The 19,917-nt window shown below is 67.4% G+C and carries 32 protein-coding genes; all 32 read right to left on the reverse strand.

Annotation, left to right across the window (positions count from 1 at the left end; genetic code table 11):
• Positions 1 to 6: 6 nt before the first annotated feature.
• Complete coding sequence (rpsD, locus tag Vqi01_RS06865) at positions 7 to 633, reverse strand: 30S ribosomal protein S4 (RefSeq protein ID WP_204033726.1); 627 nt, start codon at positions 631 to 633, stop codon at positions 7 to 9.
• 14 nt (positions 634 to 647) lie between these two features.
• Entirely contained in the window at positions 648 to 1,055 is a 408-nt protein-coding gene (rpsK, locus tag Vqi01_RS06870) for a 30S ribosomal protein S11 (protein ID WP_204033728.1), read from the reverse strand.
• A 129-nt stretch (positions 1,056 to 1,184) separates the two neighbouring features.
• Positions 1,185 to 1,565, reverse strand: coding sequence for a 30S ribosomal protein S13 (gene rpsM, locus Vqi01_RS06875; protein ID WP_117226239.1), 381 nt, complete (start codon positions 1,563 to 1,565; stop codon positions 1,185 to 1,187).
• A 269-nt stretch (positions 1,566 to 1,834) separates the two neighbouring features.
• On the reverse strand, positions 1,835 to 1,948 hold the full coding sequence (rpmJ, locus tag Vqi01_RS06880) for a 50S ribosomal protein L36 (protein ID WP_204033828.1): 114 nt from the start codon (positions 1,946 to 1,948) through the stop codon (positions 1,835 to 1,837).
• Between the two features lie 90 nt (positions 1,949 to 2,038).
• On the reverse strand, positions 2,039 to 2,260 hold the full coding sequence (gene infA, locus Vqi01_RS06885; RefSeq protein ID WP_007073013.1) for a translation initiation factor IF-1: 222 nt from the start codon (positions 2,258 to 2,260) through the stop codon (positions 2,039 to 2,041).
• Positions 2,261 to 2,489: 229 nt separating this feature from the next.
• A complete protein-coding gene (locus tag Vqi01_RS06890) occupies positions 2,490 to 3,062 on the reverse strand; it encodes a DUF1707 domain-containing protein (protein WP_239098227.1) in 573 nt (190 codons plus the stop codon).
• Between the two features lie 81 nt (positions 3,063 to 3,143).
• Entirely contained in the window at positions 3,144 to 3,989 is an 846-nt protein-coding gene (map, locus tag Vqi01_RS06895; protein ID WP_204033729.1) for a type I methionyl aminopeptidase, read from the reverse strand.
• 89 nt (positions 3,990 to 4,078) lie between these two features.
• Positions 4,079 to 4,732, reverse strand: a complete 654-nt coding sequence (locus Vqi01_RS06900) for an adenylate kinase (RefSeq protein ID WP_204033730.1) — start codon at positions 4,730 to 4,732, stop codon at positions 4,079 to 4,081.
• Position 4,733: 1 nt separating this feature from the next.
• Positions 4,734 to 6,056, reverse strand: coding sequence for a preprotein translocase subunit SecY (secY, locus tag Vqi01_RS06905; protein WP_204033731.1), 1,323 nt, complete (start codon positions 6,054 to 6,056; stop codon positions 4,734 to 4,736).
• Positions 6,057 to 6,289: 233 nt separating this feature from the next.
• Positions 6,290 to 6,733, reverse strand: coding sequence for a 50S ribosomal protein L15 (gene rplO, locus Vqi01_RS06910; protein ID WP_204033733.1), 444 nt, complete (start codon positions 6,731 to 6,733; stop codon positions 6,290 to 6,292).
• Complete coding sequence (gene rpmD / locus Vqi01_RS06915; RefSeq protein WP_189046374.1) at positions 6,733 to 6,915, reverse strand: 50S ribosomal protein L30; 183 nt, start codon at positions 6,913 to 6,915, stop codon at positions 6,733 to 6,735. Before rpmD ends, rplO begins: the two co-directional genes overlap by 1 nt.
• Positions 6,915 to 7,529, reverse strand: coding sequence for a 30S ribosomal protein S5 (rpsE, locus tag Vqi01_RS06920; protein ID WP_204033734.1), 615 nt, complete (start codon positions 7,527 to 7,529; stop codon positions 6,915 to 6,917). The genes rpmD and rpsE overlap by 1 nt, the downstream gene beginning before the upstream one ends.
• A 66-nt stretch (positions 7,530 to 7,595) precedes the next feature.
• On the reverse strand, positions 7,596 to 7,985 hold the full coding sequence (rplR, locus tag Vqi01_RS06925) for a 50S ribosomal protein L18 (RefSeq protein ID WP_204033735.1): 390 nt from the start codon (positions 7,983 to 7,985) through the stop codon (positions 7,596 to 7,598).
• Positions 7,982 to 8,524 carry a 50S ribosomal protein L6 gene (gene rplF, locus Vqi01_RS06930; protein ID WP_204033736.1) on the reverse strand — a complete coding sequence of 181 codons (543 nt, stop codon included), beginning with the start codon at positions 8,522 to 8,524 and terminating at the stop codon, positions 7,982 to 7,984. The genes rplR and rplF overlap by 4 nt, the downstream gene beginning before the upstream one ends.
• A 16-nt stretch (positions 8,525 to 8,540) precedes the next feature.
• Positions 8,541 to 8,948, reverse strand: a complete 408-nt coding sequence (rpsH, locus tag Vqi01_RS06935) for a 30S ribosomal protein S8 (protein ID WP_204033737.1) — start codon at positions 8,946 to 8,948, stop codon at positions 8,541 to 8,543.
• A gap of 96 nt (positions 8,949 to 9,044) precedes the next feature.
• The gene (locus Vqi01_RS06940; protein WP_007073023.1) at positions 9,045 to 9,230 is read right to left on the reverse strand and encodes a type Z 30S ribosomal protein S14; all 186 of its coding nucleotides are present in this window, start codon (positions 9,228 to 9,230) and stop codon (positions 9,045 to 9,047) included.
• A 1-nt stretch (position 9,231) separates the two neighbouring features.
• Positions 9,232 to 9,801: a 50S ribosomal protein L5 gene (gene rplE / locus Vqi01_RS06945; RefSeq protein WP_204033739.1), complete on the reverse strand. Its 570-nt coding sequence runs from the start codon at positions 9,799 to 9,801 to the stop codon at positions 9,232 to 9,234.
• A complete protein-coding gene (rplX, locus tag Vqi01_RS06950) occupies positions 9,801 to 10,121 on the reverse strand; it encodes a 50S ribosomal protein L24 (RefSeq protein WP_204033740.1) in 321 nt (106 codons plus the stop codon). Before rplX ends, rplE begins: the two co-directional genes overlap by 1 nt.
• A complete protein-coding gene (rplN, locus tag Vqi01_RS06955; protein WP_116067066.1) occupies positions 10,118 to 10,486 on the reverse strand; it encodes a 50S ribosomal protein L14 in 369 nt (122 codons plus the stop codon). Before rplN ends, rplX begins: the two co-directional genes overlap by 4 nt.
• Positions 10,487 to 10,582: 96 nt before the next feature.
• Positions 10,583 to 10,858 carry a 30S ribosomal protein S17 gene (rpsQ, locus tag Vqi01_RS06960; protein WP_189046361.1) on the reverse strand — a complete coding sequence of 92 codons (276 nt, stop codon included), beginning with the start codon at positions 10,856 to 10,858 and terminating at the stop codon, positions 10,583 to 10,585.
• On the reverse strand, positions 10,855 to 11,091 hold the full coding sequence (gene rpmC, locus Vqi01_RS06965) for a 50S ribosomal protein L29 (protein ID WP_204033741.1): 237 nt from the start codon (positions 11,089 to 11,091) through the stop codon (positions 10,855 to 10,857). Before rpmC ends, rpsQ begins: the two co-directional genes overlap by 4 nt.
• Complete coding sequence (gene rplP, locus Vqi01_RS06970; RefSeq protein WP_204033742.1) at positions 11,091 to 11,516, reverse strand: 50S ribosomal protein L16; 426 nt, start codon at positions 11,514 to 11,516, stop codon at positions 11,091 to 11,093. The genes rpmC and rplP overlap by 1 nt, the downstream gene beginning before the upstream one ends.
• Positions 11,517 to 11,520: 4 nt before the next feature.
• On the reverse strand, positions 11,521 to 12,402 hold the full coding sequence (gene rpsC, locus Vqi01_RS06975; RefSeq protein WP_204033743.1) for a 30S ribosomal protein S3: 882 nt from the start codon (positions 12,400 to 12,402) through the stop codon (positions 11,521 to 11,523).
• Positions 12,402 to 12,854 (reverse strand): 50S ribosomal protein L22, encoded by a 453-nt coding sequence (gene rplV / locus Vqi01_RS06980; protein WP_204033744.1) that lies wholly within the window; start codon positions 12,852 to 12,854, stop codon positions 12,402 to 12,404. The genes rpsC and rplV overlap by 1 nt, the downstream gene beginning before the upstream one ends.
• A gap of 40 nt (positions 12,855 to 12,894) precedes the next feature.
• Positions 12,895 to 13,176 (reverse strand): 30S ribosomal protein S19, encoded by a 282-nt coding sequence (gene rpsS, locus Vqi01_RS06985; protein ID WP_091079388.1) that lies wholly within the window; start codon positions 13,174 to 13,176, stop codon positions 12,895 to 12,897.
• Between the two features lie 12 nt (positions 13,177 to 13,188).
• Positions 13,189 to 14,028: a 50S ribosomal protein L2 gene (rplB, locus tag Vqi01_RS06990; protein WP_204033746.1), complete on the reverse strand. Its 840-nt coding sequence runs from the start codon at positions 14,026 to 14,028 to the stop codon at positions 13,189 to 13,191.
• Positions 14,029 to 14,042: 14 nt separating this feature from the next.
• Positions 14,043 to 14,345 (reverse strand): 50S ribosomal protein L23, encoded by a 303-nt coding sequence (gene rplW / locus Vqi01_RS06995; protein WP_102658910.1) that lies wholly within the window; start codon positions 14,343 to 14,345, stop codon positions 14,043 to 14,045.
• Entirely contained in the window at positions 14,342 to 15,019 is a 678-nt protein-coding gene (rplD, locus tag Vqi01_RS07000; RefSeq protein ID WP_204033747.1) for a 50S ribosomal protein L4, read from the reverse strand. The genes rplW and rplD overlap by 4 nt, the downstream gene beginning before the upstream one ends.
• Positions 15,016 to 15,675, reverse strand: coding sequence for a 50S ribosomal protein L3 (rplC, locus tag Vqi01_RS07005; protein ID WP_204033748.1), 660 nt, complete (start codon positions 15,673 to 15,675; stop codon positions 15,016 to 15,018). Before rplC ends, rplD begins: the two co-directional genes overlap by 4 nt.
• A gap of 11 nt (positions 15,676 to 15,686) precedes the next feature.
• On the reverse strand, positions 15,687 to 15,995 hold the full coding sequence (gene rpsJ / locus Vqi01_RS07010) for a 30S ribosomal protein S10 (protein ID WP_204033749.1): 309 nt from the start codon (positions 15,993 to 15,995) through the stop codon (positions 15,687 to 15,689).
• Between the two features lie 350 nt (positions 15,996 to 16,345).
• Positions 16,346 to 17,539 (reverse strand): elongation factor Tu, encoded by a 1,194-nt coding sequence (gene tuf, locus Vqi01_RS07015; RefSeq protein ID WP_204033750.1) that lies wholly within the window; start codon positions 17,537 to 17,539, stop codon positions 16,346 to 16,348.
• Between the two features lie 216 nt (positions 17,540 to 17,755).
• Positions 17,756 to 19,852, reverse strand: coding sequence for an elongation factor G (gene fusA / locus Vqi01_RS07020; protein WP_204033752.1), 2,097 nt, complete (start codon positions 19,850 to 19,852; stop codon positions 17,756 to 17,758).
• Between the last annotated feature and the right edge of the window lie 65 nt (positions 19,853 to 19,917).

Here is a 19,917-nt window from a genome sequence, read left to right on the forward strand (position 1 = left end):
GAGCCCTTACTTGGAGTAGAGCTCGACGATCAGCTGCTCCTGGACCTGCGTGTCGATCGCCTGGCGGGCCGGGAGCGAGTGCACGAGAATCTTCATCTGGCTCGGGATGGCCTCCAGCCACGCCGGGACGGTCCGCGAGCCGGCCTCACCCTGCGCCACCAGGAACGGGGTGAGTTCCTTGCTCTTCGCCCGGACCTCGATGATGTCGTGCTCCTTGAGCCGGTACGACGGGATGTCGACCTTCTTGCCGTTCACCGTGAAGTGACCGTGCTTGACCAGCTGGCGGGCCATGTCCCGGGACTTGGCGTAGCCGGCCCGGTAGACCACGTTGTCCAGCCGCGACTCGAGGATCTGCAGCAGGACCTCACCGGTCTTGCCCGGCTTGCCCACCGCCTCCTCGTAGTAGCCGTGGAACTGCTTCTCCAGCACGCCGTAGACCCGGCGAGCCTTCTGCTTCTCACGGAGTTGGAGCAGGTACTCCGTCTCCTTGGTGCGGCCGCGGCCGTGCTGCCCGGGCGGGAAAGGCCGGGACTCGAACGGGCACTTCGGGCCATCGCACTTGCTGCCCTTGAGGAACAGCTTCATCTTCTCCCGCCGGCAACGGCGGCAGTCAGCACCGGTGTAACGAGCCATCTCTCTCTAACCTCTCAGACCCGGCGACGCTTCGGCGGACGGCACCCGTTGTGCGGCTGCGGAGTGACGTCGGAGATCTGACCGACCTCCAGGCCCACCGCCTGCAGCGAACGGATGGCGGTCTCCCGGCCGGAGCCGGGGCCCTTGACGAACACGTCGATCTTGCGCATGCCGTGCTCCATGGCCCGACGCGCGGCGGCCTCGGCGGCCAGCTGCGCGGCGAACGGGGTCGACTTGCGGGACCCCTTGAAGCCGACCTGGCCCGCGGAGGCCCAGGAGATGACGGCACCGGTCGGGTCCGTGATGGACACGATGGTGTTGTTGAAGGTGCTCTTGATGTGCGCCTGCCCGTGGGCGACGTTCTTGCGTTCCTTGCGCCGGACCTTCTTGGCGGCGGCTCCGGCACGAGCCTTCTGTGGCATAAGTCTGTGCGCTCCTGTGATGGTTCTCGATCGGGTTCTGGCTCTTCGCCACGCTGATTCCGTAGACACCGGTTCCGGTTGGAGCCCGGCCTACCTCGGCGGAGAACGACCAGAATTCCGGTTTAAGAACTACTTCTTGCCGGGCTTCTTCTTGCCGGCGACCGTCCGCTTCGGGCCCTTGCGGGTCCGGGCGTTGGTACGGGTCCGCTGGCCACGGACGGGCAGGCCCCGGCGGTGCCGGATGCCCGCGTAGCAGCCGATCTCGACCTTGCGGCGGATGTCAGCGGCGACCTCGCGGCGCAGGTCGCCTTCAACCTTGTAGTTGGCCTCGATGTGATCACGGAGCTGGACCAGCTCCTCGTCCGTGAGGTCCCGGGCGCGCTTGTCCGGTGAGATGCCGGTGGCAGCGAGCGTCTCCAGGGCGCGGGTGCGACCCACGCCGAAGATGTAGGTGAGCGCGATCTCCAGCCGCTTCTCGCGGGGGAGGTCCACGCCGACTAGACGTGCCATGTGCGGGCGTACTCCTCGTGTTTTCTACCGGAGGTGTGGACCCGTCCCACCCCGCCACCGACCGTTCCGCTCGTCCGGTGCGGTGTCGCGCCGGCGAGGAGGATCAGTCGCTGCCCGAGCGGGCCCCGGCCTCCGACCGGGGGTCGACCACGAGTGCGTACGCGCTGCGCACCGCTCGCGGCTGGGACGAGCATGTGAAATGTGTTGGCTGGATCTGCTGCCTGGCTTCGCCTCGACCGGCCGTCGATCACCCGGCCGGTCGGTACGGTTCAGCCCTGGCGCTGCTTGTGGCGCGGGTCGGCGCAGATGACGATGACCCGGCCGTGCCGGCGGATCACCTGGCACTTGCCGCAGATCCGCTTGACGCTCGGCTTGACCTTCACGGTTGCCTTACTTCCCATCTGGCCCGGCACCACGTGGCGCGACACCGGACATCGAAGACGGACACGGGACGTTCCCGGCCGTCGCCAGGATTACTTGTAGCGGTAGACGATGCGCCCGCGGGTCAGGTCGTACGGCGAAAGCTCGACGACGACTCGATCCTCCGGCAGGATGCGGATGTAGTGCTGCCGCATCTTGCCGCTGATGTGAGCCAGCACCTTGTGGCCGTTGGCGAGCTCCACCCGGAACATGGCGTTCGGTAGGGGCTCGATGACACGACCTTCGATCTCGATGGCTCCGTCTTTTTTCGGCATGTCCTCCGCTGTCCTGACGTCGGTTGCTCCGGACGGCCCACAACGTCTTACACGGGCGCCTGATCAAGATCAGATAGCCCGCGCCAGCCGCGGCTCCGCGTCCCACCGAAGCGCTTGGTGGGCATGGCGGAGTGGACGCTGCGCGCCGATCAGAAAGTGTACGCCCGCCTGCGCCCCGTCGCCAAACCGACCGGCAAATGAGCCCGGACCGGTCGGACAAACGTGACTTTCAGGCCGTCTCGTCGTCGAGTTGTTGCTGGCGGAGAGCTTTGCGCTCCCGCTTGAGCGCCTTCTTCTCCGCCCGCTGGCGCTGGCGGCGTTCCTGCTCGGCCGCCGCCCGTTGGGGTTCACCGCTGACCAGGCCGGTGATGGTGGCGACCAGCACCACCGCACCCCAGGGACCGGCCACCCAGCCCGGCCAGAAATACAGCATCTCGCCGGTGCCCAGCGAGGTGACCGCCCAGATCGCCACCGTGATGGCGACCACGCGGAGCCACGGCCCCCAGAGCCCGGCCAGCCAACGCGCGGTCACGCCCCGCCGGTCACCGGAGAGCGCCGCTGTCTGCTCCTCGTCCTCCCGCCGAGCCGGCACCGCGCCCGCCGCCGGCACCACCGCGCCCGGTGGCGGCAGATCGTCCACCAGAGGATCCAGCTCGCCGTACGTGCGGGCGGCGTAGGCCCGTTGCAGCCGCTCGTCGTACTCGTGCAGGTGCAGCCGGCCCTCGTCGAGGGCGGCCCGGAGCCGTTCGGCGACGACCTGCCGGTCCGAATCCGCTGCCCGCATGTCGTCCCGCCGTTCCATAACGGCAAGCATGCCACCGTGCCGCCACAGCGGCGAAGCCGCGGCTCGGCCCCCCTTGAGACGGAGCCTGAGCCACGTTGATCAAGAAGTTTGGGTTGGCTGGCGGCTGGTGACCAGATCGCCGAGGCGGGCCCGTCCGCCGTCCGGGGCGGTCAGCACCCAGACCCCGTCCGGCACCAGCGCCATGCTGTGCTCCACGTGCGCCGCCCGCGACCCGTCCCGGGTGACCACGGTCCAGCCGTCGGCGAGTTCCGCGGTACGCGGTGAACCCATGGTGATCATGGGTTCGATGGCGAGCGCCATGCCCGGCACCAGACGAGGGCCCTTACCCGGCCGCCCGTGGTTGAGGACGTGCGGGTCCTGGTGCATCTCGGTGCCGATGCCGTGCCCGCCGTAGCCCTCGACGATGCCGTACCGGCCGGCCTTGCGTACCGCGTTCTCGACCGCGTGGGAAATGTCGGTGAGCCGCCCCTTGCCGCTGGCCGCGCCACGGGCGGCTGCGGCGATGCCAGCCCACATCGCGTCCTCGGCGACCTGAGCCATCCGCAACAGGGCCGGGTCGACCTCGCCCACCCCGACCGTGATCGCCGCGTCACCGTGCCAGCCGTCGAGCACCGCGCCGCAGTCGATCGAAATCAGATCGCCTTCGGCGAGCACCTGCCCGGGCGACGGGATGGCGTGCACGATCTGCTCGTTCACCGACGAGCAGATCGATGCCGGGTAGCCGTGGTAGCCCTTGAAGGACGGGAAGGCGCCGGCCTCGCGGATGGTCGCCTCGGCGATCGCGTCCAGGTCGGCCGTGCTCACCCCGGGAGCGACCGCCTCCCGCATCCTGCGTAGCGCCTCCGCGACCACCAGGCCGGCGGCTCGCATCTTCTCGATCTGCTCGGGGGTCTTCAGCTGGATGTCCAGCTGGGGACGACGCATTGAGGCGTTACCTTTCGTTGCCGAAACAGCGAGGCATGGCGGACGTACCCCGCCGTTCGCACCTTATCCGGCCGGCGACTACGCCGACGTCAGCCCCCGTACGATCGGAGGGCGTCGATCGCGCGGACCGTGACGTCCTCGACAGGGCCGGTGGCGTCGATGCCGACCAGCTTGCCCTGGGCGCCGTAGTAGTCCACCAGTGGCGCGGTCTTCTCCGCGTACTCCCGAAGGCGGGCGGCGATGGTCTCCGGCTTGTCGTCGTCGCGCTGGAACAGCTCGGCGCCGCACCGGTCGCAGATGCCCTCCCGGGTGGTCGGGTCGAACTCGACATGCCAGATCTTGCCGCAGCCCCGGCAGGTGCGACGGCCGGAGAGCCGCCGGATCACCTCGTCGTCGTCGACCACCAACTCCAGCACGACGTCCAGCGCGGTCCCCAGATCGGCGAGGAGCTTGTCCAGCGCCGCCGCCTGCGGGGTGGTACGCGGGAAGCCGTCGAGGAGGAACCCATCGGCGGCGTCCGGCTCGGCCAGTCGGTCCCGCACCATGTTGATGGTGACCTCGTCCGGCACCAACTTGCCGGCGTCCATGTAGCGCTTGGCCTCGACGCCCAGCGGCGTGCCCTGCGACACGTTGGCCCGAAAGATGTCCCCGGTCGAGATCTTCGGCACGGAGAGGTGCGCGGCGATGAACTCTGCCTGAGTGCCTTTGCCCGCGCCCGGCGGGCCAACCAGAACCAGTCTCATCCTACCGCAGGAACCCTTCGTAGTTCCGCTGCATCAGCTGGCTCTCGATCTGCTTGCTGGTCTCGAGAGCCACGCCGACCATGATCAGCACAGCGGTCCCGCCGAACGGGAAGTTCATGTACTGCTGCCGGTCCAGCCAGATGAAGAAGAAGCTCGGCAGGATCGAGATGATCGCGAGGTACAGCGCCCCCGGCAGCGTGATCCGGCTGAGGATGAAGTCCAGGTAATCGGCGGTCGGCTTACCGGGGCGGATGCCCGGCACGAAGCCGCCGTACTTCTTCATGTTGTCCGCGACCTCGGTCGGGTTGAACGTGATCGAGACGTAGAAGTAGGTGAAGAAGATGATCAGCAGGAAGTAGACCGCGATGTAGATCGGGCTGGTCGGGTCGACCAGGTTGTTCTGGATCCACACCTGGGTCTTGCCCGGGTTGTTCTGGTCAAAGAACTGGAGCGCCAGCTGCGGAAGGTAGAGCAGCGACGAGCCGAAGATGACCGGGATCACACCCGCCTGGTTGACCTTCAGCGGAATGTAGGTCGAGGTGCCGCCGTACATCCGCCGGCCGATCATGCGCTTGGCGTACTGCACCGGGATGCGGCGCTGGGCCTGCTCGATGAAGGTGACCGCAGTGATGATCACCAGCACCAGGGCGATGACCAGGAAGAACTTGAACCAGCCCTGGCTATCCTTGATCCGCCAGCCCTCGCTGGGCAGCCGGGCGGCGATCGAGGTGAAGATCAGGACGGACATGCCGTTGCCGACGCCGCGATCGGTGATCAACTCACCGAGCCACATGACCACACCGGTGCCGGCGGTCATCGTCATCACCAGGATGGAGAGCGTCAGCCAGTCCGGGATGCCGATGCCGGTCGGGATGATCTCCTCGTTGCACATGTTGTTGAACAGCTGGCCGGAGCGGGCCAGCGCAACGAAGGCCGAAGCCTGCAGGACACCCAGGCCCAGTGTCAGGTAGCGGGTGTACTGGGTGATCTTCGCCTGGCCGGCCTGGCCCTCCTTGCGGAGCTGCTCCAGGCGCGGGATGACCACTGTCAGCAGCTGCAGGATGATCGACGCGGTGATGTAGGGCATGATGCCCAGCGCGAAGACCGAGAGTTGCAGCAGCGCGCCACCGGAGAAGAGGTCGAGCAGGTTCAGGACGCCGGTCGATCCCTCGACGGCCTGTAGACACTTCTGCACGTTGCCGTAGGACACACCAGGGCTGGGCACAGTCGCGCCGAGTCGGTAGATCGCGATGATGCCGACTGTGAACAGCAGCTTCCTGCGCAGGTCAGGCGTACGGAACGCACTGAGAAAGGCGGACAGCAACTTCTTCCTCCTGCGCGAGGCGGGCCGCCGGTCGTCCCTGGCGGTTCGGGGTGGGTGCCGGGCAAGTGCCCGATATCCATGGCTGGGAAGGGACTCTAACAGCCCGATCCCGGTCCTGGCAGATGTGTCCGGCTACATAAACCGGATCCGATATTACCGGGCCCACAGGCCCGAAGGAGAGCATGGCGCCCGCCAGCTGGGATCAACTGGCGGGCACCACACATTCGCGCAGCTCAGAGCTCGGTTACCGAGCCGCCGGCAGCCGTGATCTTCTCCTTGGCCGACGCACTGAACGCCTGCGCCGAAACCTGGAGCGTCACACCGCCGAGGTCCCCGGTGCCGAGGACCTTCACCGGCTGGCCCTTGCGGACTGCGCCGGCCTCGACCAGTTCGGCCGGGCCGACCTGCCCGCCGTTGGGGAACAGTTCGGCGAGGCGGTCCAGGTTGACCACCTGGTAGACCACCTTGAACTTGTTCTTGAAGCCCTTCAGCTTGGGCAGGCGCATGTGAATGGGCATCTGCCCACCCTCGAAGGCCGCCGGGATGTTCTTCCGGGCCTTGGAACCCTTGGTACCGCGCCCGGCGCTCTGCCCCTTGGAGCCTTCACCGCGACCCACCCGGGTCTTCGGCGTCTTTGCCCCCGGCGCCGGGCGCAGGTGGTGGACCTTGATCGTCATTACTCGACCTCCTCGACCTTCACGAGGTGGCTCACCTTGAAGATCATGCCGCGAATCTCCGGCCGGTCCTCCTTGACCACCACGTCGTTGATCCGCTTGAGACCGAGCGAACGCAGCGACTCACGCTGGTTGTGCTTGGTCCCGATGTTGGAGCGGACCTGGGTGACCTTCAGCCGTGCCATCAGGACGCCACCTCCGCCCGGGAGGCCAGCATGGCGGCCGGAGCGACGTCCTCCACCGGCAGGCCCCGACGCGCGGCGACCGCCTCGGGAGACTCCAGCCCCTTCAGCGCGGCCACCGTGGCGTGCACGATGTTGATCGGGTTGGACGACCCGAGGCTCTTGGAGAGCACGTCGAGGATGCCCGCGCACTCCAGCACGGCACGGACCGGACCACCGGCGATGACGCCCGTACCGGCGGAGGCCGGCTTGAGCAGCACCACACCGGCGGCGTCCTCGCCCTGCACCGGGTGCGGGATCGAGCGACCGATCCGCGGCACCTTGAAGAAGTGCTTCTTGGCCTCCTCGACACCCTTGGCGATCGCCGCGGGCACCTCCTTGGCCTTTCCGTAGCCCACGCCCACGGTGCCGTCGCCGTCGCCCACGACCACCAGGGCAGTGAAGCTGAAGCGGCGACCGCCCTTCACGACCTTGGCTACGCGGTTGATTGCGACGACCCGCTCGAGGTGCGGGGTCTTCTCGGCGGGCGCGTTTCCGCGGCCGCCCTCACGGCGGTTGTCGCGGCGACCACCCTCGTTGCCACCGGACCCGCCGCCACGGCGCTGTTGACCAGGCATCAGCAGCCTTCCTTTTCTCTCGTGACGGGGTTTGTCAGTTGCGATCCACGTTCGGCCCGCATGGAACTAGAACTCGAGTCCGGCTTCGCGCGCGGCATCGGCGAGCGCGGCGAGCCGCCCCCCGTACCGACTGCCACCGCGATCGAAGACGACCTTGGAGATGCCGGCGGCCTTGGCCCGCTCGGCGAGCAGGGCTCCGACCTTGCCGGCCAGGGCGCTCTTGTCGCCCTCCGCACCGCGCAGCGAGGCGTCCAGGCTCGAGGCCGACACCAGGGTGTGCCCCTTGGTGTCGTCCACGATCTGGGCGACGACGTGCCGCAGCGAACGGGTGACGACCAGACGCGGACGCTCGGGGGTGCCGCTGACGTTCTTGCGGACCCGGAAGTGCCGACGCGCACGCCCGACGGCACGCTTGGCGGCGACGCCGCGGCGGCGCTTGAGCAGCGTGGCGCTCACTTCTTACCTGCCTTTCCGGCCTTGCGGCGAATCACTTCGCCCTGGTACTTCACGCCCTTGCCCTTGTAGGGCTCCGGCGGGCGGATCTTCCGGATGTTCGCGGCGACCTCACCGACCAACTGCTTGTCGATGCCGGCCACGTGGAAAAGCGTCGGCTTCTCCACCGTGAAGGTGATGCCCTCCGGCGCCTGCACCAGCACCGGGTGCGAGAACCCGAGCGCGAACTCCAGGTCCTTGCCCTTGGCGGCGACCCGGTAACCGGTACCGGCGATCTCCAGGCTCTTACGGTAGCCCTCGGTGACCCCGACGATCATGTTCGCCACCAGGGTACGGCTGAGGCCGTGCAGTTCCTTGGCCTTGCGCTCGTCAGTCGGGCGGTTGACGTTCAGTTGCCCGTCCTCGGCCCGCTCGATGCTGATCGGCTCGGCCAGGGTGTGCGACAGCTCGCCCTTGGGGCCCTTGATCTTGATGGTCCGGCCGTCGATCGTCACGTCGACGCCGGCAGGCACCGGGATCGACTTACGTCCAATACGCGACATTTCTACCTGTCTCCCGTTACCAGACGAAGGCGAGGACTTCCCCGCCAACGCTCCGCTTGCGGGCCTGCCGGTCGGTGAGCAGCCCCTGGGACGTCGAAATGATCGCCACGCCCAGCCCACCGAGCACCCGGGGGAGCTCGCTCGACTTGGCGTACACCCGCAGACCGGGCTTGGAGACACGCCTGATACCGGCCAAGCTCCGCTCGCGGTTCTGGCCGTACTTCAGCTCGACGACCAGTCGCTTGCCGACGGCGCCCTCCTCGGGCTCCTCGACCGACCAGGTGGCGACGTAGCCCTCCGACTTGAGGACCTCGGCGATGTTCGCCTTGATCTTCGAGTAGGGCATCGTCACCCGGTCGTGGTACGCCTGGTTGGCGTTACGCAGACGCGTGAGCATGTCTGCGATCGGGTCGGTCATCGTCATGAAACTCGTCAACCTTTCTCGCCGGGGTTCCCGCGGCTTTCTCGCAGGCCTACGGCGAAGAGACAGTCCAGCTAACGCGCGCGGCGCGCCGGGCTATTACCAGGAAGCCTTGGACACGCCGGGCAGCTCACCGCGGTGAGCCATCTCCCGGATGCACACCCGGCAGAGCCCGAACTTGCGGTAGACCGCCTTGGGACGCCCGCACCGCTGGCAGCGGGTGTACGCGCGAACCGAGAACTTCGGCTTCGCGGCCGCCTTGAGGATCAGCGCCTTCTTGGCCATCTCAGTTCTCCTTGAACGGGAAGCCCAGGAGCTTCAGCAGCGCCCGGCCCTCGTCGTCGGTCGTGGCGGTCGTGACCACCGTGATGTCCATGCCCCGCTGGCGATCGATCTTGTCCTGGTCGATCTCGTGGAACACCGACTGCTCGGTCAGACCGAACGTGTAGTTGCCGTGCCCGTCGAGCTTGCGCCCGTCGAGGCCGCGGAAGTCACGGATACGCGGCAGCGCGATGGAGAGCAGCCGGTCCAGGAACTCCCACATCCGGTCGCCGCGAAGGGTCACCTTCGCGCCGATCGGCATGCCCTCGCGAAGCTTGAACTGCGCGATGGACTTCCTCGCCCGCCGTACCTGCGGCTTCTGGCCGGTGATCGTGGCCAGGTCGCGGACCGCCCCGTCGATGAGCTTGGCGTCGCGAGCGGCCTCGCCGACACCCATGTTCACGACGATCTTGACCAGCCGCGGCACCTGCATCGGGTTGCCGTAGTTGTACTGCTCGCGCAGCTGGGCCACGATCTCGTTGCGGTACCGCTCCTTGAGGCGCGGCATGGTCTTCGTTTCGGTAGCCGTGGTCATCACAGGTCCTTACCGGTGCTACGCGCGATGCGGACCTTCTGGCCGTTCTCGTCGAATCGGTAACCGACGCGAGTCGGCTTGCCGTCGGAGTCCAGGACCATCACGTTCGAGACGTGGATCGGGGCCTCCTGGGTGACGATGCCACCGGTCTTGGCGCCACGCTGGGTGGTGCTGATTCGGGTGTGCTTCTTGACCCGGTTCACGCCCTCGACCAGGACCTTGTCCTGCCGCGGGTAGGCCGCGATGACCTTACCCTTGGCACCCTTGTCCTTGCCGGCGATGACGACCACCGTGTCGCCCTTCTTGACCTTCACGGTCACAACACCTCCGGCGCGAGAGAAATGATCTTCATGAACCGCTTGTCCCGCAGCTCACGGCCGACTGGGCCGAAGATACGGGTACCGCGCGGGTCCCCGCCGTCCTTGATGATGACGGCGGCGTTCTCGTCGAAGCGGATGTACGAACCGTCCGGCCGGCGCTTCTCCTTGGCGGTGCGGACGATGACCGCCTTGACGACGTCGCCCTTCTTCACACCGGCACCCGGGATCGCGTCCTTGACGGTGGCGACGATGACGTCGCCGATGCCTGCGTAGCGCCGACCGGAGCCACCGAGAACCCGAATGCACAGGATCTCCCGGGCACCCGTGTTGTCGGCGACGCGCAGTCGCGACTCCTGCTGAATCACGTCTATCTCCTATGTCTGCCGGTTCTCCGGCCGCCGAGGCGGCCGGAGCCTGGCGGAACCTGCGCCCGACCGATCCCGGCCGAGCTCGAGCCTTCGCTACTTGGCCTTCTCGAGGATCTCCACGAGCCGCCACCGCTTGGTTGCGGACAGCGGCCGGGTCTCCATGATCAGGACGCGGTCGCCGATGCCGGCGGAGTTCTGCTCGTCGTGGACCTTGAGCTTGCTGGTCCGGCGCATGATCTTGCCGTACAGCGCGTGCTTGACCCGGTCCTCGACCTCGACCACGACGGTCTTGTCCATCTTGTCGCTGACCACGAGGCCCTCACGGACCTTGCGGCGACCCCGCGTGGCGGTGGTGGTGTTCTCGCTCATCCTGCAGTCACCTCAGTCGGCGCGGCCGAGAGCCCCAGCTCGCGCTCACGCATGATCGTGTAGATCCGGGCGATCTCCCGACGGATGACCTGCAGCCGTCGGTTGTTGTCCAGCTGCCCGGTTGCGGCCTGCACGCGGAGGTTGAACAGCTCCGCCTTGGCCTCGCGCAGCTTCGTGACCAGCTCCTCCTGGGAGAGTTCACGCAGCTCGGCGGCCTTAACGCCCGCTGCCATCAGGATTCACCCACTTCGCGCGTCACAATGCGGCACTTCATCGGGAGCTTGTGGATCGCGCGGCGCATCGCCTCTCGCGCGACCTGCTCGTTGGGGAAGGACATCTCGAAGAGCACCCGCCCCGGCTTGACGTTGGCGACCCACCACTCGGGCGAGCCCTTACCGGAACCCATCCGCGTCTCCGCCGGCTTCTTGGTGAGGGCCTGGTCCGGGAAGATGTTGATCCAGACCTTGCCGCCACGCTTGATGTGGCGGGTCATCGCGATACGCGCCGACTCGATCTGCCGGTTGGTCACGTACGCCGGCTCGAGAGCCTGAATCCCGAACTCGCCGAACACCACCCGGTTGCCACCCTTGGACGCGCCACTGCGGTCCGGGTGGTGCGGCTTGCGGAAGCCCTTCGGAGGCTTGCGCGGCATCAGCATCTTCTCAGCCCTCCTGCTGCGTTTCTGCCGGCTGAGTGGCGGCCGGAGCGGACGCGGCCGACGCGACAGCGCCAGCGTCCACGGACTCGCCGCTCGGCGTCTCGGCCTGCTGCGCGACGGTCGTCGCGGCAGCCCGGCCGGCCTCGGTGCCACCGGAGGTCGTACCGGACGAGCCGGAGCGACCACGGCGCGGCCGCTCGGGGCGGTCGCCACGCTCCCGGCGCGGGCGCGACGGAGCCTCGGTCGGAGCCTCCCGACCCGGTACCGCGTCGCCCTTGTAGATCCAGACCTTCACGCCGATGCGGCCGAAGGTGGTGCGGGCCTCGAAGAAGCCGTACTCGATGTTGGCCCGCAGCGTGTGCAGCGGAACCCGACCCTCGCGGTAGAACTCCGTACGGCTCATCTCGGCACCGCCGAGGCGACCCGAGACCTGCACCCGGATGCCCTTGCACATCGGGTTCTTCATCGCCGACTGCATCGCCTTGCGCATCGCGCGACGGAAGCTGACCCGGCTGGAGAGCTGCTCGGCCACGCCCTGGGCGACCAGCTGCGCGTCCGACTCGGGGTTCTTCACCTCGATGATGTTCAGCTGCACCTGCTTGCCGGTGAGCTTCTCCAACTCGCCGCGGATCCGGTCGGCCTCCGCACCCTTACGGCCGATGACGATGCCCGGCCGGGCGGTGTGGATGTCGACGCGGACCCGGTCGCGGGTGCGCTCGATGTCAACCTTGGAGATGCCGGCGCGCTCCAAGCCCTTGGACATCATTCGGCGGATCTTGACATCCTCGCCGATGTAGTCCTTGTAGAGCTTGTCCGCGAACCAGCGGGACTTCCAGTCGGTCGAGATGCCGAGCCGGAACCCGTGCGGGTGAACCTTCTGACCCATTACTCGGCGCCCTCCGTGTCGCTCTGCGTCTCAGCCGGCGCGGTCTGCTTCGCCGGAGCCGTCTTCTTCGCCGACTTCGGCGCGGCCGGCGCAACCGCCTCGACCGCCACGGTGATGTGGCAGGTGCGCTTGCGAATCCGGTACGCCCGGCCCTGCGCCCGCGGCTGGAACCGCTTCATGGTCGGGCCCTCGTCCACGAACGCCTCGCTGACGAGCAGCGCGTCGGGGTCCAGCCGCTCGTTGTTCTCCGCGTTGGCGATCGCGCTCGCGAGCACCTTGTACACCTGCTCGCTCGCAGCCTGCGGCGCGAACTGCAGCACCGTGAGCGCCTCCTTCGCGGGCAGGCCGCGGACGAGGTTGACCACCCGGCGCGCCTTCATCGGCGAGATGCGCACGTACCGCGCAACCGCCCGCGCGCCCGGAAGCACCGGAGCGTCGCCCTTTCCTGGCATCGCTGTAACCCCTTGATCCTCTATCCGTATGCCCGCGGCGTCAGCGCCGGCGGCTCTTCCGGTCGTCCTTCTCGTGACCCTTGAACGTGCGGGTCAGCGCGAACTCGCCGAGCTTGTGCCCGACCATGGCCTCGGTCACGAACACCGGGACGTGCTTGCGCCCGTCGTGTACCGCGATCGTGTGCCCGAGCATGTCCGGGATGATCGTCGAGCGGCGCGACCAGGTCTTGATGACGTTCTTCGAGCCCTTCTCGTTCTGCGTCTCCACCTTCTTGAGCAGGTGGTCGTCGACGAATGGGCCCTTCTTCAGGCTGCGAGGCATGTCTTATCTCCCTCAGCCGCGCTTACGCGTGGCGTAGCGGCGGCGGACGATCAGCCGGTCACTCGGCTGGCCCTTACGACGGGTGCGGCCCTCGGGCTTACCCTGCGGGTTGACCGGGTGGCGACCACCGGAGGTCTTGCCCTCGCCACCACCGTGCGGGTGGTCGACCGGGTTCATCGCGACACCACGGACGCTCGGGCGCTTGCCCTTCCACCGCATCCGGCCGGCCTTACCCCAGTTGATGTTCGACTGGTCGGCGTTGCCGATCTCGCCGATGCTGGCGCGGCAGCGCACGTCGACCCGCCGGATCTCGCCCGACGGCATACGCAGGCTCGCGTACGCGCCCTCACGGCCGAGCAGCTGGATGCCGACGCCGGCCGAGCGGGCCAGCTTGGCACCGCCACCGGGACGCAGCTCCACGCTGTGCACGGTGGTACCGACCGGGATGTTGCGCAGCGGCAGGTTGTTACCCGGCTTGATGTCGGCACCCGGACCAGACTCGACGCGGTCGCCCTGCTTCAGGTCCTTCGGCGCGAGGATGTAGCGCTTCTCGCCGTCGAGGTAGTGCAGCAGCGCGATGCGCGCGGTGCGGTTCGGGTCGTACTCGATGTGCGCGACCTTGGCCGGCACGCCGTCCTTGTCGACCCGCTTGAAGTCGATGATCCGGTACTGCCGCTTGTGGCCACCACCCTGGTGCCGGGCGGTGATCCGGCCGTGGACGTTCCGGCCGCCCTTCTTCGGCAGCGGGGCCAGCAGCGACTTCTCGGGCGTCGACCGGGTGATCTCGGCGAAGTCGGCGACGCTGGAACCACGCCGGCCCGCCGTCGTCGGCTTGTACTTACGGATAGCCATTGTCTACAAACCCCTCAGCTGACCGGGCCGCCGAAGGCGTCGATGCGGTCGCCCTCAGCCAGCTTCACCATCGCCCGCTTGGTGTTCTTGCGCTTGCCGAACCCGGTACGGGTCCGCTTGCGCTTGCCCTCGCGGTTGAGCGTGTTGACCGTCAGGACGCGGACGTTGAAGATCTGCTCGATGGCGATCTTGATCGCGGTCTTGTTCGCGTCCGGGTGCACCAGGAAGGTGTACCAGTTGCGGTTCAGCTCGCTGTAGCTCTTCTCCGAGACGACCGGCGCCACGATGATGTCGCGCGGGTCGGCGATCGTGCTCACTTGCCACCCTCCTCGGTGGTCTCGGCGGACCCGGCCGACTGGCCGCCTGCCGTCGGCAGCCCCAGGAACTCGTCCAGGGCCTCCTTGGTGAAGACCACGTCGTCGGCCACCAGCACGTCGTACGTGTTGAGCTGGCCGGCCTCGATCAGGTGCACCCGCGGCTCGTTGCGCAGCGACAGCCAGTTCAGCTCGTCGGTGCTGCTCAGCACGACCAGCACCCGGCGGGCGTCGGTCAGCTTGGCGAGGGTGCCCAGCGCGGCCTTGGTCGACGGCTTGTCGCCGGAAAGGAACGTCTCGACGACGTGCACCTGGCCGGCACGCGCCCGGTCGGAGAGGGCACCGCGCAGGGCGGCGGCCTTCATCTTCTTCGGGGTGCGCTGGCTGTAGTCGCGCGGCACGGGGCCATGCACCACGCCACCACCGGCGAACTGCGGCGCGCGGATCGAGCCCTGCCGGGCCCGACCGGTGCCCTTCTGCTTGTACGGCTTCTTGCCGCCGCCGCGAACCTCGCCCCGGGTCTTGGTCTTGTGGGTGCCCTGCCGAGCCGCCGCAAGCTGCGCCACCACGACCTGGTGCATCAGCGGGATGTTGGCCTGCACGTCGAAGATGTCGGCGGGCAGCTCGACCGAGCCGGTCCTGGTGCCTTCGGTGTTGAGAACGTCAACGGTGGTCACTTGGCCACACCGCCCTTCTTCGCCTTGGCCGCGGAACGGACCAGGACCAGCGCGCCCTTGGGGCCGGGAATGGCGCCGCGGACGAGCAGGAGGTTGTTCTCGGTGTCGACCGCCTGAACGGTCAGGTTCTGCACGGTGTAGCGCACGCCGCCCATGCGGCCCCCCATCCGGGTGCCCTTGAAGACACGGCCCGGCGTGGCACAGCCGCCGATGGAGCCCGGCGAGCGGTGCTTGCGCTCGACACCGTGGCTGGCGCGCAGACCGTGGAAGCCGTGCCGCTTCATCACGCCGGCGAAGCCCTTGCCCTTGGTCTTGCCGGTGACGTCGATCGAGGCGCCGGCCGGGAACTCCTCGACCGTGATCTCCTGGCCGAGCGAGTAGTCCGCGGCGTCCGCGGTGCGCAGCTCGACGAGGTGCCGGCGCGGCGCCACGTCAGCCTTGGCGTAGTGCCCACGAAGCGGCTTCTTGACCTTGCGCGGGTCGATCGCGCCGTACGCCAGCTGGACCGCGGAGTAACCGTCCTTGTCGGCGTCACGAACCTGGGTGACGACGCACGGGCCGGCCTGAACCACGGTCACCGGAACAACGCGGTTGTTGTCCCAGACCTGGGTCATGCCGAGCTTTGCGCCCAGGATCCCCTTAACTTGCCTGTCCATGTGTCCGGTCCCTACAGCTTGATCTCGATGTCGACGCCAGCCGGCAGGTCGAGGCGCATGAGCGAGTCGACCGTCTTCGGAGTCGGGTCGATGATGTCGATCAGCCGCTTGTGCGTACGCATCTCGAAGTGCTCGCGCGAGTCCTTGTACTTGTGCGGCGAGCGGATGACGCAGAAACGGTTGATCTCCGTGGGCAGCGGCACCGGGCCCGCGACGTCCGCCCCGGTACGCGTCACCGTCTCGACGATCTTCCGCGCCGAGGAGTCGACGACCTCGTGGTCATATGCCTTGAGCCGGATGCGGATCTTCTGTCCCGCCATGGTGGCTTCCGTTCCTTCTCTCGATGCCGCTCTGTTGCGGGTGCCTGTACCGGCTGGTACAGACCCTTTTCGCCCACCCCCGCGGTCGGGCGTGTCGCGCCCTTGGGCCGGACTCCGCCCCGGGACTCCGGAGCGATCCTGACCCGCGGTGGGTCCAGGCGTCGATCGCGCTACCGCGACCTGAACGCCGCGCGAGGGTGGTTGGCGGACAAGCCACCAACCACCCTACGCCCGACTACTCTGCCTGCCTGGAGGTTCAGCGTGAGCCGAACACAGGAGGCGAACTGTCGTTGCGCAACCTGACTAGTATGCCGCACGCTCGGCGGCGGGTCTAATCGGGGTTACCCAGCTCACTTGATGATCTTGGTGACGCGACCAGCACCGACCGTGCGGCCACCCTCCCGGATCGCGAACTTGAGGTTCTCCTCCATCGCGATGGGCTGGATCAGCTTCACGCTCATCGTGGTGTTGTCACCCGGCATGACCATCTCGGTGCCCTCGGGGAGGGTGACGACACCGGTGACGTCCGTGGTCCGGAAGTAGAACTGCGGACGGTAGTTCTGGAAGAACGGGGTGTGCCGGCCGCCCTCCTCCTTGGAGAGGATGTAGACCGTCGCCTCGAACTCCGTGTGCGGGGTCGCGGTGCCCGGCTTGATGACGACCATGCCGCGCTCGACGTCCTCGCGCTTGATGCCCCGCAGCAGCAGACCGACGTTCTCACCCGCGCGGGCCTCGTCGAGCAGCTTGCGGAACATCTCGATGCCGGTGCAGACCGTCCGCTGCGACTTGTCGCGGATACCGACGATCTCCACCTCCTCGTTCGGCTTGAGAACGCCGCGCTCCGCGCGACCGGTGACGACGGTGCCACGACCGGTGATCGTGAAGACGTCCTCGATCGGCATCAGGAACGGCTTCTCGGTCTCGCGCTCCGGCTGCGGAATCGCGGTGTCGACGGCGTTCATCAGCTCCATGAGGCGCCCGGCCCACTCCGGGTCGCCCTCGAGGGCCTTCAGCGCGGACACCCGGACGACCGGCAGGTCGTCACCCGGGTAGTCCTGCGAGGAAAGCAGCTCGCGGACCTCGAGCTCGACGAGCTCCAGGAGCTCCTCGTCGTCGACCATGTCGCTCTTGTTCAGCGCCACGACGATGTACGGCACGCCGACCTGGCGGGCCAGCAGCACGTGCTCGCGGGTCTGCGGCATCGGGCCGTCGGTGGCGGCGACCACCAGGATCGCGCCGTCCATCTGGGCGGCACCGGTGATCATGTTCTTGATGTAGTCAGCGTGACCGGGGCAGTCGACGTGCGCGTAGTGCCGCGCCTCGGTCTGGTACTCGACGTGCGAGATCGAGATCGTGATACCCCGCGCCTTCTCCTCCGGCGCGTTGTCGATCTTGTCGAACGGCGTGTACGGGTTCAGTTCCGGGTACTGGTCGTGCAGGACCTTGGTGATGGCCGCCGTCAGCGTCGTCTTACCGTGGTCGATGTGACCAATGGTGCCGATGTTGACGTGCGGCTTAGTCCGCTCGAACTTCGCCTTCGCCACTGGTGTCCTCCTGTGGACTTCTTGGTTCGTTCGCCCCGGTGCGCCTGGTAGAGGCGCTTAGGACTCTGTCGACAGCCTTTCCGGCCTGACGGCCGGAGAGCTTTGTGGGTTCTGCGGCGATGAAGCCTACAGGCCCGGAATTCACGCAATACGACCGAGGTGGTCGCGGTCGGGGAACTCCTCCCGCGACCACCGTCGGATCAGCTCAGGCGAGCGTCATTCACCCGTCGCCTTGGCGATGATCTCCTTGGCCACCGAGGCCGGAACCTCGGCGTAGGAGTCGAACTGCATGCTGTAGCTAGCCCGGCCCTGGGTCTTCGACCGCAGGTCGCCGACGTAGCCGAACATCTCCGACAACGGCACCAGGGCCCGGACGACACGGGCGCCGCTGCGCTCCTCCATCGCCTGGATGATGCCGCGACGGGAGTTGAGGTCGCCGATGACGTCACCCATGTTCTCCTCAGGAGTGGTGACCTCAACGGCCATCATCGGCTCGAGCAGCGCGGGGTCGGCCTTGCGGGCCGCCTCCTTCATCGCCATCGAGCCGGCGATCTTGAACGCCATCTCCGACGAGTCGACCTCGTGGTACTGGCCGTCCAGCAGGGTGAGCTTGACGCCCACCAGGGGGAAGCCAGCCAGGATGCCGTACTGCATGGCGTCCTGAGCGCCGGCGTCCACCGAGGGGATGAACTCCCGAGGGATGCGGCCACCGGTGACGGCGTTGGCGAACTCGTACGTCGGGGCGTCGTTACCCAGCGGCAGCGGCTCCAGGCTGATGATCACCCGGGCGTACTGGCCGGAACCACCGGTCTGCTTCTTGTGGGTGTACTCGATCTTCTCCACCGTGCGGCGGATGGTCTCGCGGTACGCCACCTGCGGCTTACCGATGTTGGCCTCGACGTTGAACTCGCGGCGCATCCGTTCGACCAGGATGTCCAGGTGCAGCTCACCCATGCCGGAGATGACCGTCTGGCCGGTCTGGTCGTCCAGCTTGACGCGGAAGGTCGGATCCTCCTCGGCCAGCCGCTGGATGGCGGTGCTGAGCTTCTCCTGGTCGGCCTTGGTCTTCGGCTCGATGGCCACCTCGATGACCGGCTCCGGGAAGGTCATCGATTCCAGGATGACCGGGTTCGCCGCGTCACAGAGGGTGTCACCGGTGGTGGTCTGCTTCAGACCCTGCACCGCGATGATGTCGCCAGCCTTGGCGGAGCTGCGCTCCTCCCGCTTGTTGGCGTGCATCTGGTAGATCTTGCCGACCCGCTCCTTGCGGTCCTTGGTGGAGTTGACCACCTGTGACCCGGACTCGACAACGCCGGAGTAGACCCGGACGTAGGTGAGCTTGCCGAGGTGCTTGTCGGTCTGAACCTTGAAGGCCAGGCCCGAGAACGGCTCCGAGGTCGACGGCTTGCGCTGCATCGGAGTCTCGCCGTCGGTGGCCGTACCCTCTATGGCCGGGACGTCCAGCGGCGACGGCAGGTACGCGACGACCGCGTCCAGCATCGGCTGGATGCCCTTGTTCTTGAAGGCGGTGCCGGTGAAGACCGGGTTGGCCTTGCCGGCGATGGTGGCCCGGCGGATGGCGGCCTTGATCTCCTCGACGGAGATCTCCTCGCCCTCCAGGTACTTCTCCATCACCGCGTCGTCGACGTCGGCCAGGGTCTCCATCAGCTTCTCGCGCCACTCGGCGGCGGAGTCGGCCAGGTCGGCCGGGATCTCCTCGACCGTGTAGTCCTCACCCTTCTGGGTCTCGCCACGCCAGGTGAGGGCGCGCATCTCGACCAGGTCGACCACGCCGATGAAGTCGGACTCGGCGCCGATCGGAATCTGGAGCACCAGCGGGGTGGCGTTCAGCCGGTCGATCATCATCTGCACGGCGCGGAAGAAGTCGGCGCCGGTCCGGTCCATCTTGTTGACGAAGCACATCCGCGGGACGTTGTACTTGTCGGCCTGGCGCCAGACGTTCTCCGTCTGCGGCTCCACGCCGGCGACACCGTCGTAGACCGCGACCGCACCGTCCAGAACCCGCAGCGACCGCTCGACCTCGACCGTGAAGTCGACGTGGCCGGGCGTGTCGATGATCTGGATCGTGTGGCCCTTCCACTCGCACTTGGTGGCGGCGGAAGTGATGGTGATACCGCGTTCCTGCTCCTGATCCATCCAGTCCATGACGGCGGCACCCTCGTGGGTCTCGCCGATCTTGTACGTGATGCCGGTGTAGAACAGGATCCGCTCGGTGGTAGTGGTCTTACCGGCATCGATGTGCGCCATGATGCCGATGTTGCGTACGTTGGCGAGCGCGTCTGCGGCGGCCACTTCAATCCCTAACTTGTCGTCGTCTCGACACAACTGGTGGCGGTCCCGACGCCCGACGGCGCCGG

The sequence above is a fragment of the Micromonospora qiuiae genome (assembly GCF_016863555.1).
Lineage (GTDB): Bacteria > Actinomycetota > Actinomycetes > Mycobacteriales > Micromonosporaceae > Micromonospora > Micromonospora qiuiae.

Bases quoted from the DNA above. Each gene is read 5' to 3' on its own strand.
- rpsD (WP_204033726.1), bottom strand. From the start codon at position 633: ATGGCTCGTTACACCGGTGCTGACTGCCGCCGTTGCCGGCGGGAGAAG.
- rpsK (WP_204033728.1), bottom strand. From the start codon at position 1,055: ATGCCACAGAAGGCTCGTGCCGGAGCCGCCGCCAAGAAGGTCCGGCGC.
- rpsM (WP_117226239.1), bottom strand. From the start codon at position 1,565: ATGGCACGTCTAGTCGGCGTGGACCTCCCCCGCGAGAAGCGGCTGGAG.
- infA (WP_007073013.1), bottom strand. From the start codon at position 2,260: ATGCCGAAAAAAGACGGAGCCATCGAGATCGAAGGTCGTGTCATCGAG.
- Vqi01_RS06890 (WP_239098227.1), bottom strand. From the start codon at position 3,062: ATGGAACGGCGGGACGACATGCGGGCAGCGGATTCGGACCGGCAGGTC.
- map (WP_204033729.1), bottom strand. From the start codon at position 3,989: ATGCGTCGTCCCCAGCTGGACATCCAGCTGAAGACCCCCGAGCAGATC.
- Vqi01_RS06900 (WP_204033730.1), bottom strand. From the start codon at position 4,732: ATGAGACTGGTTCTGGTTGGCCCGCCGGGCGCGGGCAAAGGCACTCAG.
- rplO (WP_204033733.1), bottom strand. From the start codon at position 6,733: ATGACGATCAAGGTCCACCACCTGCGCCCGGCGCCGGGGGCAAAGACG.
- rpmD (WP_189046374.1), bottom strand. From the start codon at position 6,915: ATGGCACGGCTGAAGGTCACCCAGGTCCGCTCCAACATCGGGACCAAG.
- rpsE (WP_204033734.1), bottom strand. From the start codon at position 7,529: ATGCCTGGTCAACAGCGCCGTGGCGGCGGGTCCGGTGGCAACGAGGGT.
- rplF (WP_204033736.1), bottom strand. From the start codon at position 8,524: ATGTCGCGTATTGGACGTAAGTCGATCCCGGTGCCTGCCGGCGTCGAC.
- rpsH (WP_204033737.1), bottom strand. From the start codon at position 8,948: ATGACGATGACCGACCCGATCGCAGACATGCTCACGCGTCTGCGTAAC.
- Vqi01_RS06940 (WP_007073023.1), bottom strand. From the start codon at position 9,230: ATGGCCAAGAAGGCGCTGATCCTCAAGGCGGCCGCGAAGCCGAAGTTC.
- rplE (WP_204033739.1), bottom strand. From the start codon at position 9,801: ATGACCACGGCTACCGAAACGAAGACCATGCCGCGCCTCAAGGAGCGG.
- rpsQ (WP_189046361.1), bottom strand. From the start codon at position 10,858: ATGAGCGAGAACACCACCACCGCCACGCGGGGTCGCCGCAAGGTCCGT.
- rpmC (WP_204033741.1), bottom strand. From the start codon at position 11,091: ATGGCAGCGGGCGTTAAGGCCGCCGAGCTGCGTGAACTCTCCCAGGAG.
- rplP (WP_204033742.1), bottom strand. From the start codon at position 11,516: ATGCTGATGCCGCGCAAGCCTCCGAAGGGCTTCCGCAAGCCGCACCAC.
- rpsC (WP_204033743.1), bottom strand. From the start codon at position 12,402: ATGGGTCAGAAGGTTCACCCGCACGGGTTCCGGCTCGGCATCTCGACC.
- rplV (WP_204033744.1), bottom strand. From the start codon at position 12,854: ATGCCAGGAAAGGGCGACGCTCCGGTGCTTCCGGGCGCGCGGGCGGTT.
- rpsS (WP_091079388.1), bottom strand. From the start codon at position 13,176: ATGCCTCGCAGCCTGAAGAAGGGCCCATTCGTCGACGACCACCTGCTC.
- rplB (WP_204033746.1), bottom strand. From the start codon at position 14,028: ATGGCTATCCGTAAGTACAAGCCGACGACGGCGGGCCGGCGTGGTTCC.
- rplC (WP_204033748.1), bottom strand. From the start codon at position 15,675: ATGGACAGGCAAGTTAAGGGGATCCTGGGCGCAAAGCTCGGCATGACC.
- rpsJ (WP_204033749.1), bottom strand. From the start codon at position 15,995: ATGGCGGGACAGAAGATCCGCATCCGGCTCAAGGCATATGACCACGAG.